The sequence below is a fragment of the Citrobacter sp. RHBSTW-01013 genome, from assembly GCF_013781985.1.
GTDB lineage: Bacteria > Pseudomonadota > Gammaproteobacteria > Enterobacterales > Enterobacteriaceae > Citrobacter > Citrobacter braakii.
The window spans coordinates 2,835,115-2,850,304 of record NZ_CP056185.1 but is presented as its reverse complement, the minus strand read 5'-3'; the positions used below and the strand labels follow the sequence as shown (position 1 = coordinate 2,850,304).

The following is a 15,190-nucleotide window of genomic DNA, read 5'->3' as shown; positions in this document are numbered from 1 at the left end:
AACTTATCTTAATGATAATAAATCTCACTCCGCATTTATTATTTCCCTTCCGTTTTTTAATTGATGACGATCAAAACTATGAGCGCTGAATAACCACATTATCTTTACGCCTAACCCTAAAGGATTAGATTCATTCAGTTTAACCACCGTCATTTTACGCGATCAGGTTAGGGCAAAAATTTACGTGTTGTTGGCAACATTAACCGCCCGAAATGGCTTGAGTTGCACGGGTTTAATTTAGCCTGGAGGTGTTGCTAACACAGCGTTTGCGAAGAGGATGCGAAATAAATGAATCAGGTTGATCGTCCATTTTTAGATTGTGGTTTAACGCGGCTTGAATTTCTGCGGATATCAGGAAAAGGTTTGGCGGGATTAACCATCGCCCCTGCACTGTTATCACTTTTTGGCTGTAAGCAGGAAGATATCGACAGCGGTACCGTGGGGCTTATCAATACGCCGAAAGGGGTGCTGGTGACCCAGCGAGCGCGTTGTACTGGCTGCCACCGCTGTGAAATTTCCTGTACCAATTATAACGATGGTGCCGTGGGGACTTTCTTTTCCCGTATAAAAATCCATCGCAACTTCTTCTTTGGCGATGATGGCGTCGGGTCCGGTGGCGGACTTTATGGCGATTTAAACTATACCGCTGATACCTGCCGTCAGTGCAAAGATCCGCAATGCATGAAGGTCTGCCCCATTGGCGCTATTACCTGGAAACAGGAAGACGGCTGTATTGCGGTGGATCATAAACGTTGTATTGGCTGCAGCGCTTGTACCACCGCCTGCCCGTGGATGATGGCGACCGTGAATACTGAAACAAAAAAATCCTCAAAATGTGTGTTATGTGGGGAGTGCGCCAATGCTTGTCCGACTGGGGCATTAAAAATTATCGAGTGGAAAGATATTACTGTTTGATAGATAGCAGGTATGCCTGATACGCGTCATTAATTGCCAAAAATATCGCAGTTTTGCAAAAAAAAACTGCCTGAAGGATGGCGGGTATATCTATTAAACCTTCTTGCAAAGGAAAACATGATGGCTAATGGTTGGACAGGTAATATTTTACGGGTCAATCTCACCACGGGGAATATCACCCTTGAAGATTCCAGTAAATTTAAAAAATTTGTCGGCGGGATGGGCTTTGGTTATAAAATTATGTACGACGAAGTCCCGCCAGGCACCATGCCTTTCGATGAAGGGAATAAACTGGTTTTCGCCACCGGGCCATTAACGGGCTCTGGTGCCCCTTGTAGCTCCCGCGTCAATATCACCTCCTTATCGACTTTTACCAAAGGCAATTTAGTGGTGGATGCTCATATGGGCGGCTTCTTTGCTGCGCAAATGAAATTCGCCGGTTACGACGCCATTATTATCGAAGGCAAGTCCGCGACGCCTGTCTGGATCAACATTAAAGACGAAAAGGTCAGCATCGAAAAAGCCGATTTCCTGTGGGGTAAGGGAACGCGTGCCACAACCGAAGAGATTTGCCGCATTACCAGCCCGGAAACCTGCGTCGCCGCTATTGGTCAGGCGGGTGAAAATCTGGTGCCGCTCTCCTGCATGATCAACAGTCGCAACCACAGCGGAGGCGCCGGTACTGGCGCGGTAATGGGGTCGAAAAACCTGAAGGCTATTGCGGTAGAAGGGACCAAAGGGGTCAATATTGCCGATCGCAAAGAGATGAAGCGGCTCAATGATTACATGATGACCGAGCTCATCGGTGCCAACAACAACCACGTTGTGCCAAGCACCCCGCAGGCCTGGGCAGAATACTCTTCGCCAAACTCGCGCTGGACGGCCCGTAAGGGACTGTTCTGGGGCGCGGCAGAAGGGGGACCAATCGAAACCGGGGAAATCCCGCCGGGTAACCAGAATACCGTGGGTTTCCGTACCTATAAATCCGTGTTCGATCTGGGGCCAGCCGCTGAGAAATACACGGTCAAAATGAGCGGCTGCCATTCATGCCCCATTCGCTGTATGTCGCAGCTCAATGTCCCGCGGGTGAAAGATTTTGGCGTGCCAAGTACCGGCGGTAACACCTGCGTGGCGAACTTTGTCCATACCACCATTTTCCCCAATGGCCCGAAAGATTTCGACGATAAAGACGATGGGCGCGTGGTGGGAAATCTGATTGGTCTGAACCTGTTTGACGATTATGGCATCTGGTGTAACTACGGGCAGTTGCATCGTGATTTTACTTACTGCTATTCGAAAGGCGTCTTTAAGCGCGTACTGCCAGCTGAAGAGTATGCGGAGATCCGCTGGGATCAGCTGGAAGCGGGCGATCCTCATTTTATTAAGGATTTTTACTACCGGTTGGCGCATCGCGTGGGGGAACTCAGCCATCTTGCGGACGGATCGTATGCCATTGCTGAACGCTGGAATTTGGGCGAAGAGTACTGGGGTTATGCCAAAAATAAACTGTGGTCGCCGTTTGGTTTTCCTGTCCACCATGCAAACGAGGCCTCTGCACAGGTGGGGGCGATCACCAACTGTATGTTTAACCGTGACTGTATGGCGCATACCCATATCAACTTCATCGGTTCCGGTTTACCGCTGAAATTACAGCGCGAAGTGGCGGGCGAGCTATTTGGTTCGCAGGATGCATACGACGAAACCAAAAACTACACCCCGATCAATGCCGCCAAGATCAAATATGCCAAATGGACGCTGCTGAAAGTCTGCCTGCATAACGCGGTTACGCTGTGCAACTGGGTGTGGCCGATGACGGTTTCACCACTCAAGAGCCGTAACTATCGCGGCGATTTGGATCTGGAAGCAAAATTCTTCCAGGCGGTCACCGGCGATGAAACCACGCAGGAGAGTCTGGACCTGGCCGCTGAACGCATCTTTACTCTGCACCGTGCCTATACGGTCAAATTGATGCAAACCAAAGATATGCGCAATGAGCACGATCTCATCTGCTCCTGGGTGTTTGATAAAGATCCGAAGATCCCGGTCTTCACTGAAGGGACCGACAAGATGGACCGGGAGGATATGCGTCAGTCGCTGACGATGTTCTATCAGGAAATGGGCTGGGATCCAGAGCTGGGTTGCCCAACGCGTGAAACCCTGAACCGACTCGGACTTGAAGATGTAGCCGCTGATTTGGCTGCACAAGATCTGTTGCCGGCGTAAGGAATGCGAGATGACTAACGTGAGCGACGTTCTGCCCCCCGTTGAGGCGTTTCCTGACGAAGTGGATAGCCGAAAGAGACAGTGGCTGCAGGCGTTTCACCCGCCTGTTGAACAGATGAATGCGCCCCAGGTTCAGGAACCAGCCAGCCCGGAGTCGATTGTGGCAGATTTTATCCGTCAGCATTCAGCATCGGGGCAACTGGTGGCGCGCAGTGTCTTTTTGCTGCCGCCTTATTCGGTTCCTGAAACCGATCTTTCCGCGCTGCTGGATGTGCTGGGCCAGGACGCGAATGGTGCGGATATCACCTGTGTGCAGGGTGCGGAAGAAGCATATTTCTATTCGACGCAAACCATGACGGCAAATTACGCCGACATGTGTGTGCAGGTGGTGGAAAACGACATCTGCCGTGCGATTGCCGAGGCGGTACGCTTCGATTGTCGAACGTATCCTCGCCCTTATAAGGTCGCCATGTTGACGCAACCGCCGTATTGCTTTGAGTCTCAACAGATTGCCGCTGCGCTCACGGCTATGGAAACGCATCCTGATTATGCAGATATACGGACTGTGGAATCGTCAAATGCGGAGCCTTATTTGTTCAGCGAACGTTTTATGAGTTATGGCAAAGCGTACGGCCTGTGCGAATGGCTTGAGGTTGAGCAGTATCAGAACCCCTGAATTATTCAGGTTGATGTCATGGAACGTGTGGACGACCACTGTCACAGTATTAGAGGATAACCCGATGTCCTTCACCCGACGAAAATTTGTCATTGGCATGGGGACGGTGATTTTTTTCACTGGCCCAGGTCAAAATCTGTTAGCGAGTACCAGGAGTTCTAAAGACGTACATTACGTCATGATTCACGATGAATCACTGTGTAACGGATGTAATATCTGCGCCCGCGCATGCAGGAAAACCAACCATGTTCCTGCGCAGGGTAGCCGTTTGTCGATAGCTCATATTCCGGTTTCGGACAACGACAACGAAACGCTGTATCACTACTTCCGTCAGTCCTGCCAGCACTGTGATGATGCCCCCTGTATTGAGGTGTGTCCGACCGGCGCCTCATGGCGAGATGACAACGGCATTGTGCGGGTAGACACGTCTTCCTGTATCGGCTGCAGTTACTGTATTGGCGCGTGTCCTTATCAGGTGCGTTATCTCAACCCGCAGACCGAAGTGGCGGATAAATGCGACTTCTGCGCTGAATCACGTCTGGCGAAAGGTTTCCCGCCGATCTGTGTTAATGCCTGCCCGGAACATGCGCTGATTTTTGGTCGCGAAGATAGCCCGGAAATTCAGACCTGGTTGAGAGAAAATAAGTATTACGAGCATCAACTTGCAGGCGCCGGGAAACCCCATCTGTATCGTCGGTTCGGTCAACATTTGATTAAAAAGGAAAATGTATGAACGCGTCGCAGAATGCCGAACAGTTTCACGCCCAGCTTGCGCAGTATGTTCCCCTGTTTTCACCGGACTACTGGCCTGTGTGGTTGGTCATCGCCGGATTAATGCTGGTGGGGATGTGGCTGGTGCTGGCGCTACACGCCATGCTGCGCTTTCGGGCCGCACATAAAGCGTCGGCAGGGCACGGTGAGAAAGTCTATTTATACTCGAAGGCCGTTCGTTTGTGGCACTGGTCGAATGCGCTGCTATTTCTGCTACTTCTGGTCAGTGGCCTGGTCAATCACTTTTCCGTCGTCAGTGCGTCGGTGATGAAAAGCCTGCTTACCGTGCATGAGGTCTGCGGCTTTTTGCTGCTCGCCTGCTGGATTGGATTTGTCCTGATCAATCTGATTGGCGGCAACGGGCATCACTATATTATTCAACGTCAGGGCTGGATCGGACGAGCGCAAAGACAAACGCGTTTTTACCTGTTTGGCATTATGCAGGGCGAGTCACACCCATTCCCGGCATCAAAGCGTTCTAAATTCAACCCGCTACAGCAGGCGGCCTATGTTGGCGTGATGTATGGCTTACTGCCACTGCTGCTGATCTCAGGGTTGTTATCGCTCTATCCGACGGTTGTCGGTGACCTGTTCCCCGGCGTGCGTTACTGGTTGCTCCAGGCGCACTTCGCGCTGGCAATAATCAGTCTGTTTTTCATTTTTGGGCATCTTTATCTCTGCACGACAGGTCGTACGCCGGGCGAAACTTTCAAGTGTATGGTGGATGGCTATCACCGGCATTAAGCGATGATGATTACGCGAAGTGACTTACGGGCCTGGCGCGTTGGGCCCGTAATGTATCGCTGGTTTCTACGCGCGTTTCCAACTGGCGGAAGCTATGCTGATGTCCATCGTGCGCTCCAGCGGGAAGGGTATACAGACTGGGCAAATAGCCTGGTGGAATACGGCTGGTCAAAATGGCGGGAAGAGGCGAGTTTTGCCCAGCAGGATATTCGCGCGATGGGGAATATTTCCCGTGTGCAAACGGCGGGGGAAATCAGCCGTCCGCTGGCGAGTGCGGAAGATAATGCCCGATTCAGTTGTGCAAGTGATAACGTTAAAATCACCAGCGCCGGGTATGCCGCACAGATCGCCAGCGCAGGTTACAGCGCACGTATTGGTAGCGTAGGCTATAACGCGCATATCGGCAGTTCAGGCGATCGCGGGCGAATTGCGGTTGCGGGAAATTCGGCACGTATCAGTAGCGTGGGTGACGGGACGCGTATCGCCAGTACCGGCATGCGCGTACGCATCAGTTCGCTCGGCGACAGAAATCGGATTGCCTGCGGTGGTGATTTAACTCAGTTGGCCTGTTTTGGCGCAGAGTCTAAAATCGCCAACTGCGCCGACAACATCCACATTATTGCCAGCGGAGAGAACGCCGTTGTTGCCAGTACCGGTGTTGTCGATTCGATAATACTCGGTCCCGGCGGCTGCGCGGCGCTGGCCTATCACGATGGCGAGAGAATGCGTTTTGCGCTTGCCGTTGAGGGGGAAAATAACATCCGGGCGGGCGTGAAATATCGGCTCAACGAAGACCACCAGTTTGTGGAATGTTGAGCCGTGATCTCATTTTAACGCGAAGCGGCGTTGGGTGATTTTCTCCAGACTCAGGCACAGCAGGTAATAGACCAGTCCGGTAAAGATAAAAATGGCTGCCGGATAGATTTGTACCCGGCTGTTAACCTGACCCGCAACCGTTGTGAGTTCCGGCACGTTAACGATAAACGCCAGCGATGTGTCCTTCAGTAATCCAATAAAAATCCCCGTCAGCGATGGCAGTACGTTACGCAGCACCTGCGGCAATAAGATAAGCCACAGGGCCTGATACGGGCGAAAACCCTGAACCACGGCAGCATCATATTGCCCGCCAGGCAGCGCGCTAATTCCTGCATACACTGAGTGCATGACCGAGGCAGCGGTGAACCATGCCAGCGCCAGCGTCACGGTAACGGCTCCGGGGAGATCGCTTCCGGTCAGCATGGGTAGCAAATACCACATCCAGAAAATCACAAAGATTAGCGGAATGCCGCGAATAAACTCCGCCCAGATAAACAACCCGTTGCGAACCGTGCCTGGAAAACGCCAGGCGCAGCAGGCAAGAACTATCCCACCAGGCAAGGCCAGCAGCGCCGCGCCGAGAGCCATCAACAACGTGAGCAGAACGCCGCCGGGTTGTCCATCCGCCACCCGTCCCCACAGGAGATAATCAAGATTGTCGGTAATGACAGAAATGTTAGCGATCATGCAGTATGCTCCTGACGCTGAAGATACGCGTTTTAACCTTTGACGATTTACCCGATGCAGGCCGTGGGCCAAGACGCGTAAGCAGCATACCCAGAACGATGCCGGTGAACAGATAGAGCGCAGTGCCAACAGCAAAGGCTTCCAGCGCGTGCGCGTTGTAGCTCTCAATTTGCCGCACCTGGTAGGTGAGCTCAGCAAATCCAATACCGCTGGCAAGCGAGGAAAGTTTCATCAGGTTAAGGTATTGCCCAACAATGGGTTGCCAGGCGTTCGCCAGTCCCTGAGGGAGCAGAATGTGACGAAACGTCGCCCAGGATGAAAAACCCTGCGCCACGGCAGCCTCACGTTGTCCGGCAGAAACCGCCTGTAAACCAGAGGCGATCTCCTCGACCAAAAATGCCGAGGTAAATACGCCCAGCCCCCATGCTGAACAGATAAACTCTGGTGTTAACCACCAGACATCGCCTGGCAGAATAGACCAGGGATGCTCTGCATTGATGAAGGTAATGACGTTGCGGGGCAGCCAGTTCCATGCGGCAAAATACCAGAACATCAGTTGCACCAGTAAAGGCGTGTTGCGAAACACCGAAACCCATACACTGACCACCGCTTTGTTGAAGCGATTGCCCGTCAGACGCAGGCCGAGTAGGAAGATGGCAATGAGCGTGGCGAGTACGACACCTGCCAGTGTCACCCAGAGCGTGGTGAGAAAACCGGAAATTATCCATTGCAGAGGTTGCCCGCTCAGCACTCCCTGCCAGTCCATTGCAAGCATTATAGCGATGACTCCTGGTGTAGCGGGTCGAGCACTTTTTTCAGGAAACGCTGGGTTCTCGGGTGCTGTGGCCGGGTGAAAAAATCCTCCGGCGCGGCCACTTCAAGAATTTCTCCGCCATCGTTGAATACCACGCGATCGGCAATCTCACGGGCAAAATGCATTTCATGGGTCACGACGATCATGGTGATACCGCTGTGGGCCAGGTTTTTCATCACCTGTAATACCTCGCCGATCATTTCTGGATCCAGCGCGGAGGTGGGTTCATCAAACAGAAGGATTTGTGGCGATGAGGCCAGCGCGCGGGCGATGGCCACGCGCTGTTGCTGCCCACCGGACAACTGTGCGGCATAAGCGCTCGCTTTTTCTGCCAGTCCCACCTGATCCAGCAATTCGAGTGCCCGACGCGCCGCTGCCGCCTTGTTCCAGCCGTGAACATATTCCAGCGCCAGCGAGATGTTCTGATGCGCTGTCAGATGCGAATAGAGATTGAATTGCTGAAAAACGAAACCGATACGGCTGCGTAACTGGCGTAATGCTGCCCCGCGCAACTGACTAATTGGTTTGTCATCAATGAAAATCTCGCCACCGCTGAGCGACTCAAGCTGATTGATAAGGCGTATAAGCGTGGATTTTCCCGAGCCAGAAGGGCCCAGAATAGTCACCACTTCACCGGGTTCAACTGACAGGCTGACGCCGTTAAGTACGGTATGAGTGTCAAACTGTTTGATGACATTGCGCAGTTCGACGCTTGCCTGGCGCAAATGGGTAAAATCCGCCGCGGAAACTGCACAACGATGAAACAGGGCTGAGAGCATATTACTTCGCTTCTATTTTAAAGGCGCGGAGTTGCGGATTTTTGGTTTCAGGGCCAAACCAGACATCATAAATTTTTGCCGCCTGCCCGGTAGATTCCAGCCTCAAAAGCTCATCATTGACGGCTTTTAACAGCGCTGGCTCACCTTTTTTTACTCCCACGCCAATCTCTTCTTTGCTCAGCAGGTCTGGCAGAATTTTGAAATCTGCTTTATCCGGCGCACCGCTTAATAGACCGGCCAGAATCGTACTGTCCTGGGTGATGGCCTGAACATTGCCATTGCGTAGCGCGGTTAACGCCAGTGGAATATCGTCGTAGGCCAGCACACGTGACTGCGGGAAGCGCTGATGTAGCGCCTGCTCACCGGTAGTGCCTTTCACCGCACCGATTCGCGCTTTGCTGTATGCATCGAGCTGGTCCGGGGATTTGGCCGGTACCAGGAACTGCTGCCCGGTAACAAAATAGGGGACGGAGAAGTCAATGACCTGCGCCCGCTCAGGCGTAATCGTGATATCCGCCACGATTAAATCGGCTTTACCGGATTGTAATAACGGAATGCGGTTTGCCGGATTAGTCGCTACCAGTTCCAGTTTTACGCCGAGGGATTTCGCCAGCGCTTCAGCAAAATCAACGTCATAGCCGACAATCTTATGCGTTTTTGCATCGATGGAGCCAAACGGCGGATTCGCGTCGAATGTCGCAACTTTTACAACACCTGCGGCTTTGATATCGGCCAGTTGGTCAGCCTGAGCCTGCGAGGCGGCAATGCCGGTGGCCAGCAGCACGCCGAGTGCCAGCAATGTTTTTTTAGCGCGGTAAGTTTTCGTTGCCATCATGATGTAAATCCCTGTCGTTTTTGGTTTGTGCTTTTTACGCTCCCATAACTTACGTTCAGGACAAAATAAGAAAAAATTCTTATCTATTTACAAAATGTTATTAGTAAAAGCGGTGTTAACAATGGGTAAACGCAATGGGAAATGTATATAAGAGGAGGGGCATAGTCTGGCGGTAAAAAAACCGGCATTGCGCCGGTTTGGAAATCAGATTTTACAGGCGTCGCCGCAGTCATTATCAGCAATAATGTCCTGCGCTTTCTTGTCAGCATCTTCCAGACGTTCAGCATTACGCTCTTGCGCTTCTTCCAGTCCATCAAAGACCAGATTATCGAGATCAATTTCCATCATTCACCTGCTCAGGTTCAGCGTTTAACATCACATTATTATATTGCAAAAATGTTGCTTAACAGCAGCGATTCTTGCTACTTAGCGTCGAACTCAATTCGGGGTGCCTGTTTACCCGTCAATTGACCAACAGTTCGCCATTGCTAAAGAACCGTGAAGCGTAAATACCGAAAAATGCTTGTGCCCTCGACTGTTCTACCCCCACCTTTTCATTAACGTGATGCGCGATCATTTTTAACAAATTAGCGACAAAATCACTATACATATAACTTAATATCTTTTATACATTAATTGTTCAACCCTGCGACTATTCCACAAAAGAGAAAGCTATATGGAACAGACACCTGATAAGAAAAACGATAATTTTCAAAAAGATGGCAAAGAACAGTTCAATCGCTCGATCGGTCTTATTTCAAACTTTGCGTTGGGTTTTACCTACCTTTCGCCGCTTACCGCCGTCTATTCGCTGTTTGCACTGGCCGTAACGCTGGCGGGGCCGCCCGCAGTCTGGTGGATTTTAATCGTCGCATGTGGACAACTTTTGGTGGCGTTGGTGTTTGGTGAGGTGGCTTCCCAGTATCCGATAACCGGCGGGCTTTATCCCTGGGCCAGAAGGTTATGGGGCAAGAAATATGCGTGGATCGCTGCCTGGATTTACCTGTGGGCACTGGTGGTCACCATTACGTCAATCGCGGAATATACTTCAACATTTGTTGAGTCGCTCTTCCACTATGGTCAGACGCCAGCCACTATGTTGGCGACTTCCGTCCTGCTGCTGCTTTTGATGATGGCTGTTAATATGTCCGGGACTAAAAATCTGGCCCGGGTTGCAAAAATTGGCTTCTGGTGTGAAATCGTTAGCGTGATTGCGCTGGGAATTTATCTGCTGATATTCCACCGTTCGCAGCCATTCTCCGTAATTTTTGATTCGATGGGCGTGCTGGCGCATGACGGCAGCTATTCCACCGCATTTATGTCTGCCGCGCTGATGGGGCTGTTTATGTTCTTTGGCTTTGAGGCCTGCGGTAACGTTGCGGAAGAGGTACAGAATCCAAGTAAAAAGATCCCGGTTGCGATGATTTTGAGCATCGTATTTGGTGCGATTTCGGCGATTATTTCCGTCATGGGATACCTCCTGGCTTCACCAAATCTGGTCAGTATCGTGAATGGCAAAACATCTGACCCGATTCCGGCCATCCTTAATGAAGCACTTGGTGAAACTGGCGCAACTATCTTTATCATCGTCGCGATTGTGGCGATGCTGTCGTGCATTTTGTCTCTGCAGGCTGCGTTAAGCCGCCTTATCTTTTCTTTCTCCCGCGACAGAATGCTGCCGGGAAGTGAGTGGATGTCAAAGATCTCTAAAAATGGCGTTCCGGATAATGCCATGGTTGTTAGCTGTCTGCTGCCAGTCATCATTTGCGTTTGGGTCTATTTCCAGCCAGACAACCTGTCGCGTATTACCGCGTTTGCCGTCATCGGTATTTATATCTCGTTCCAGATGGTTGTGCTTGCCGCACTGCGCCAGCGCCTGAAAGGCTGGAAACCGGCTGGGGAGTGGACCATTGGCGGTTGGGGCGTGATTGTGAACGTGCTGGCGCTAGCCTATGGATTGTGTGGGATCTGGTTGTTGGCGCAACCGGCAGACAGCAACGATTTCATCGACCGTTGGACGGTACTGTTCGGCCTGGCGATTGTCGTTGGCTCCGGGCTTATCTATATGTTCCTGACCCGACCGTTTGGTCGCTCTGCGGCGCCGGAAAATGACGCCATTGCCTACGCTAACAAGCTGAATATGGGGCAGGATAACTAAACACTAAGGGCCTTCGGGCCCTTAGTTTTGATAGTGATAAAGGATAAAGTAGTCGCTCTGATAAACAAGGGTACTGTTTGCGGGAGAGAGTAATTCACCCACGCGAAAACGTGGCCAGCTGGAAAAGATAATTCTGTTTTCCAGATTGGTCAGAATGACATAGTCAGGATGAGCGCAGGAGAGCAGTTCGGCCTCAATCTGACTGACCAGCAGATCGACGGCGGCAACGCCAAGAAACTGATCGTTGTAGTAGATCGGCACTGCCGAGGTCAGGGTGTAGGAAATATTGCAGATATAGTCGACGTAGGGGCCGTGGATATAGGCTTTTCCTGCCGGAGGTGAGTGCTTAAACCACTCGAAGGTTCTGAAATCCAGACGTTGCTGGGTGGCCTGATCTAAATCGAGGTGCGCCTGACTCAAACCATTATCTTTCTTATACCACCATTCCAGCAGCCAATACTCTTTTGTGGTGGCAGTGCTCTCAATATGGCTGGCGAACCCGGCCCCTGAACAGTAATGATTGTTACTGAGGGTGCGCTTGATGTGTTGCTGAACGGTAGATCTCAGCGATGGATCGAGGACAACTTCTGCTGAGGTCTTTTGCACCCCGGAAATCGCCTCATGGATGCTCCTCGCCAGCGCAACGGTAGAATCTACGGTAGAGGCGGTAATATCATCAATCTTACGAATTAATGCGCTTAAGGATGTCGAAGAGCTCATTGTCTGTCCTGCCTTCACTGATTGTCAGTTCGAGTTATATTTCAGCTTTTTTTCAATAAGGTAATAGGTAAACGTGTCGATGATCCGTGTGGCAAGCTGCACGGATTCTGCCTCGTTGTGAGCCGCCAGCGCATCGGCCAGTGCCGAGTAAAGCGCAATAATTTCGGCATGAATGTTGTCTGCGCGATAAAGTATCGCAACCAGCGATGCCCATTCAGCCTGGACCTGCAGCTCCTGATTGGCCAGTCGCGCCGAATGTGAACTGGCAGCTATCGCCAGTAGACAGCGCATGTCGGCCTGGGTCATCAGCTCAGGTGAGTTTGCCTTGTTGAGCACCTCAACAAACTCGCGAAATTTGGCGATATCCGCGCCGGTCATCCGTCTGGAAGCCAGCCTTGCGCTATGGCTGATAATGGCGCAATGCATTTCGCCCAGGTCAGAAAGATAATCCGTACTGATCGCTTTGAACGGATGCAGGGCGCTGTTTTTGCCATCAATATTTTCGCAAACGAAGCTCCCGCCATTACGACCACGAACCGTATGGATAAGATTATTAGCCCGAAGCGTGTTTAGCGCTTCTCTGATAGTGATATGTGAGACACCCATCATCTTTGCCAAATCAGTTTCGTTGGGGAGCTGTTCTTTTGGCTCCAGCAACCCCGTGATAATGGCGTTTGACAGGCGCTGCACTATCTGGTCTGAACGACTGACCTGCCCGATAGGCGCAAATATGACCGCGTGAGTAATCATAATCTTTTCTGCACTCAATTCCCTGAAACAACGACCATTTTTAACACATGCCCGTCAGGCAAGGAAGGTAAGAATGGCCGAGTTATTTTACATGCCTATGCGCAACGTCACTGCACAAGCGGATGTGTGTCCCGATAACTTCATGATGAGCTGAGCATAAAGCCTCGGCTCACGATGAAAAGCCTTATCCCGAAAATGTAAAAATTAAGTTAAAAATGCGAGGCTTATCATAGTGTCAATGTTGCGCATTTGAAAATCTTTTACAATATATATATTACATAAGATTCTTTATGTATTAACGGGCAGGAGACAGACATGAAAACCCTGAAGCATTTTATCAATGGGCAATATGTAGCAGGTCGTAGCGAAGATACCTTCGAACTGGTGAGTCCGGTCGACGGCGAAACGTACGCATTATCACCCAACGCCGATGCGGAAGAGGTGGAGCAGGCCTACTCGGCGGCGGAGGCGGCGTTTAGCATCTGGCGAAAATCGACGCCGGCACAGCGGCAAAAGGCGTTATTGCAACTGGCAGATGAGATTGAACGAAACGTTGAGCGGCTGGTGAACGCACAGAGTCAGGAGACCGGTCAGCTTCGCCATTTTATTGAGAAGGAAGAGATCGCGGCATCCTGCGATGCCATCCGCTTTTTTGCCGGTGCGGCGCGTTGTCTTGAAGGGAAAGCCGCAGGGGAATATTCCGCCGGGTTTACCTCGACTATCCGCCGTGAACCGCTGGGTATCGTTGGACAAGTCACGCCATGGAACTACCCGTTCATGATGGCGGTATGGAAGATTGCGCCAGCGCTGGCGGCAGGCAATACGGTCGTATTAAAACCCAGCGACACCACGCCGGTCAGCACGCTGCTGTTGGCTGAACTGGCCGCGCCGTTGTTCCCAAGAGGGGCGTTTAACGTCGTATTAGGTAAAGCCAGCACCGGTTCGCTGGTGGTTTCAAACCCGAAGGCCTCACTGGTTTCGATTACCGGTTCGGTCCGCGCGGGCCTACAGGTTGCGGCTTCGGCAGCGGCGAACCTGACCAAGGCGCATCTGGAATTGGGCGGGAAAGCGCCTGCTGTGGTGTTTGCTGATGCAGATATGGACAAGGCGATCGCGACGATCACCACGGCAGGCTTCTTCAATGCTGGCCAGGATTGCACGGCGGCTACGCGTATTCTGGTCGAACAATCCATCTACGCTGAATTCCTGGAAAAGCTGGTTCAGAAAACGAAGAGTATTAAATTTGGACCGCCAGCGGATCAGGCTGCGCTATATGGCGCATTGAACAGTAAAAACCAACTGGAGCAGGTGAAAGGCTTTATTGCGCGTTTACCGGCACATGCAAAAATTGAAACGGGTGGGCGTGCCGGGCCAGGTCCGGGCTTCTATTTTGAGCCGACGATCGTCTCCGGATTGCATCAACATGACGAAGCTATTCAGCATGAAGTATTTGGACCGGTAATGACTATTCAGCCGTTTTCGACTGATGAAGAGGGTCTACACAAAGCGAATGATGTGGAATATGGTCTGGCCGCCAGCGTCTGGACCAGTAACCATGGTCGCGCACAGCGCTTCAGCATTGACCTCGATTTTGGCACCGTGTGGATTAACAATCACATTCCTCTGTGCGCCGAAATGCCGCACGGCGGGTTCAAAAAATCGGGTTATGGCAAAGATCTCTCATCCTATTCGCTGGAAGAATATACTCGGGTGAAACATATCATGTGTGACATTTCTGAATAGAGAGGATGTCGATGAAAACATTAAACATAGCGGTGCTTTCATTCGTGATGTTCTCGGGCTATAGCCTGGCAGAAAGCACATCGCTGAATACCGTTAAAGAGTATATGGCGGCCTGGAATGCACACGATGCTTCACGAGCCGCGCAATATCTTGCTGATGACGCAGTCTATTATGATGCCGCCGCTGGCGAACCGATAAATGGCAGAGAAAAAGCTGAAAAAGAGGTTATCGGTGCCTTTATTAAGGCGGTGCCAGATCTGAGCTGGAAAATGGTCGGCAAACCCGTTTACGACGAAGATACCGTGGCGTTTCGTTGGGAATTTTCAGGCAAAAATAGTGGTGAATGGGCAGGGAGTCCGCCGACAAATAATCCGATAAAATTTGAAGGTGTCAGCTATATTCATGTGAAAGCAGGTAAAATCACCTGGCAGGGTGATTATTATGATTCTAAAAAACTGGATGAAGAGTTAAAGCCAGGGAAATAGTCGGCTGTACCCCTTTATTACTATGAAGGGGGACATCTCTTATTTGTGTCGTATTTAGGGCAGTGTGTAGCAAT

At 51.3% G+C, this 15,190-nt stretch carries 16 protein-coding genes; 9 read left to right on the top strand and 7 right to left on the bottom strand.

What is annotated here, in order from left to right:
* Positions 1–288 precede the first annotated feature (288 nt).
* From HV350_RS13795 to ydhT, 6 genes are all read left to right on the top strand, one after another.
* A complete protein-coding gene (locus tag HV350_RS13795; RefSeq protein ID WP_016152920.1) occupies positions 289–915 on the top strand; it encodes a ferredoxin-like protein in 627 nt (208 codons plus the stop codon).
* Positions 916–1,035: 120 nt separating this feature from the next.
* Positions 1,036–3,138: an aldehyde ferredoxin oxidoreductase gene (locus HV350_RS13790; RefSeq protein ID WP_019076689.1), complete on the top strand. Its 2,103-nt coding sequence runs from the start codon at positions 1,036–1,038 to the stop codon at positions 3,136–3,138.
* 10 nt (positions 3,139–3,148) lie between these two features.
* Positions 3,149–3,814 carry a YdhW family putative oxidoreductase system protein gene (locus HV350_RS13785; RefSeq protein WP_181628721.1) on the top strand — a complete coding sequence of 222 codons (666 nt, stop codon included), beginning with the start codon at positions 3,149–3,151 and terminating at the stop codon, positions 3,812–3,814.
* 64 nt (positions 3,815–3,878) lie between these two features.
* On the top strand, positions 3,879–4,547 hold the full coding sequence (locus HV350_RS13780; protein ID WP_181628720.1) for a 4Fe-4S dicluster domain-containing protein: 669 nt from the start codon (positions 3,879–3,881) through the stop codon (positions 4,545–4,547).
* Entirely contained in the window at positions 4,544–5,329 is a 786-nt protein-coding gene (phsC, locus tag HV350_RS13775) for a thiosulfate reductase cytochrome B subunit (protein ID WP_016152924.1), read from the top strand. The genes HV350_RS13780 and phsC overlap by 4 nt, the downstream gene beginning before the upstream one ends.
* 3 nt (positions 5,330–5,332) lie before the next feature.
* Positions 5,333–6,145 (top strand): protein YdhT, encoded by an 813-nt coding sequence (gene ydhT / locus HV350_RS13770; RefSeq protein ID WP_131379217.1) that lies wholly within the window; start codon positions 5,333–5,335, stop codon positions 6,143–6,145.
* A 9-nt stretch (positions 6,146–6,154) separates the two neighbouring features.
* Here the strand turns inward: ydhT and HV350_RS13765 are convergent, their stop codons facing one another.
* From HV350_RS13765 to HV350_RS13745, 5 genes are all read right to left on the bottom strand, one after another.
* Positions 6,155–6,832 (bottom strand): ABC transporter permease subunit, encoded by a 678-nt coding sequence (locus HV350_RS13765; RefSeq protein WP_019076692.1) that lies wholly within the window; start codon positions 6,830–6,832, stop codon positions 6,155–6,157.
* Positions 6,822–7,607, bottom strand: coding sequence for an amino acid ABC transporter permease (locus HV350_RS13760; protein WP_047499624.1), 786 nt, complete (start codon positions 7,605–7,607; stop codon positions 6,822–6,824). Before HV350_RS13760 ends, HV350_RS13765 begins: the two co-directional genes overlap by 11 nt.
* Positions 7,607–8,425 (bottom strand): amino acid ABC transporter ATP-binding protein, encoded by an 819-nt coding sequence (locus HV350_RS13755; RefSeq protein WP_181628719.1) that lies wholly within the window; start codon positions 8,423–8,425, stop codon positions 7,607–7,609. The genes HV350_RS13760 and HV350_RS13755 overlap by 1 nt, the downstream gene beginning before the upstream one ends.
* A gap of 1 nt (position 8,426) precedes the next feature.
* A complete protein-coding gene (locus tag HV350_RS13750; RefSeq protein ID WP_181628718.1) occupies positions 8,427–9,260 on the bottom strand; it encodes an ABC transporter substrate-binding protein in 834 nt (277 codons plus the stop codon).
* Between the two features lie 204 nt (positions 9,261–9,464).
* The gene (locus HV350_RS13745; protein ID WP_016152930.1) at positions 9,465–9,605 is read right to left on the bottom strand and encodes a hypothetical protein; all 141 of its coding nucleotides are present in this window, start codon (positions 9,603–9,605) and stop codon (positions 9,465–9,467) included.
* Between the two features lie 331 nt (positions 9,606–9,936).
* On the opposite strand from HV350_RS13745, the gene HV350_RS13740 reads away from it, so the two are divergent.
* Entirely contained in the window at positions 9,937–11,418 is a 1,482-nt protein-coding gene (locus HV350_RS13740) for an APC family permease (RefSeq protein ID WP_115190629.1), read from the top strand.
* A gap of 21 nt (positions 11,419–11,439) precedes the next feature.
* Here the strand turns inward: HV350_RS13740 and HV350_RS13735 are convergent, their stop codons facing one another.
* Positions 11,440–12,138, bottom strand: a complete 699-nt coding sequence (locus tag HV350_RS13735) for a cache domain-containing protein (protein WP_181628716.1) — start codon at positions 12,136–12,138, stop codon at positions 11,440–11,442.
* A 24-nt stretch (positions 12,139–12,162) separates the two neighbouring features.
* A complete protein-coding gene (locus HV350_RS13730; protein ID WP_047358859.1) occupies positions 12,163–12,888 on the bottom strand; it encodes a GntR family transcriptional regulator in 726 nt (241 codons plus the stop codon).
* A 315-nt stretch (positions 12,889–13,203) separates the two neighbouring features.
* Between HV350_RS13730 and HV350_RS13725 the strand changes: the two genes are divergently transcribed.
* Complete coding sequence (locus tag HV350_RS13725) at positions 13,204–14,631, top strand: gamma-aminobutyraldehyde dehydrogenase (RefSeq protein WP_016156386.1); 1,428 nt, start codon at positions 13,204–13,206, stop codon at positions 14,629–14,631.
* A gap of 11 nt (positions 14,632–14,642) precedes the next feature.
* Entirely contained in the window at positions 14,643–15,116 is a 474-nt protein-coding gene (locus HV350_RS13720) for an ester cyclase (RefSeq protein WP_016152935.1), read from the top strand.
* Positions 15,117–15,190: the final 74 nt, after the last annotated feature.

Coding starts and splice junctions, on each gene's coding strand:
- HV350_RS13760 (WP_047499624.1), bottom strand. CDS start 7,607: ATGCTTGCAATGGACTGGCAGGGAGTGCTGAGCGGGCAACCTCTGCAA.
- HV350_RS13720 (WP_016152935.1), top strand. CDS start 14,643: ATGAAAACATTAAACATAGCGGTGCTTTCATTCGTGATGTTCTCGGGC.
- HV350_RS13745 (WP_016152930.1), bottom strand. CDS start 9,605: ATGGAAATTGATCTCGATAATCTGGTCTTTGATGGACTGGAAGAAGCG.
- HV350_RS13730 (WP_047358859.1), bottom strand. CDS start 12,888: ATGATTACTCACGCGGTCATATTTGCGCCTATCGGGCAGGTCAGTCGT.
- HV350_RS13765 (WP_019076692.1), bottom strand. CDS start 6,832: ATGATCGCTAACATTTCTGTCATTACCGACAATCTTGATTATCTCCTG.
- HV350_RS13780 (WP_181628720.1), top strand. CDS start 3,879: ATGTCCTTCACCCGACGAAAATTTGTCATTGGCATGGGGACGGTGATT.
- HV350_RS13795 (WP_016152920.1), top strand. CDS start 289: ATGAATCAGGTTGATCGTCCATTTTTAGATTGTGGTTTAACGCGGCTT.
- HV350_RS13785 (WP_181628721.1), top strand. CDS start 3,149: ATGACTAACGTGAGCGACGTTCTGCCCCCCGTTGAGGCGTTTCCTGAC.
- phsC (WP_016152924.1), top strand. CDS start 4,544: ATGAACGCGTCGCAGAATGCCGAACAGTTTCACGCCCAGCTTGCGCAG.
- HV350_RS13755 (WP_181628719.1), bottom strand. CDS start 8,425: ATGCTCTCAGCCCTGTTTCATCGTTGTGCAGTTTCCGCGGCGGATTTT.
- HV350_RS13735 (WP_181628716.1), bottom strand. CDS start 12,138: ATGAGCTCTTCGACATCCTTAAGCGCATTAATTCGTAAGATTGATGAT.
- ydhT (WP_131379217.1), top strand. CDS start 5,333: ATGATGATTACGCGAAGTGACTTACGGGCCTGGCGCGTTGGGCCCGTA.
- HV350_RS13725 (WP_016156386.1), top strand. CDS start 13,204: ATGAAAACCCTGAAGCATTTTATCAATGGGCAATATGTAGCAGGTCGT.
- HV350_RS13750 (WP_181628718.1), bottom strand. CDS start 9,260: ATGATGGCAACGAAAACTTACCGCGCTAAAAAAACATTGCTGGCACTC.
- HV350_RS13740 (WP_115190629.1), top strand. CDS start 9,937: ATGGAACAGACACCTGATAAGAAAAACGATAATTTTCAAAAAGATGGC.
- HV350_RS13790 (WP_019076689.1), top strand. CDS start 1,036: ATGGCTAATGGTTGGACAGGTAATATTTTACGGGTCAATCTCACCACG.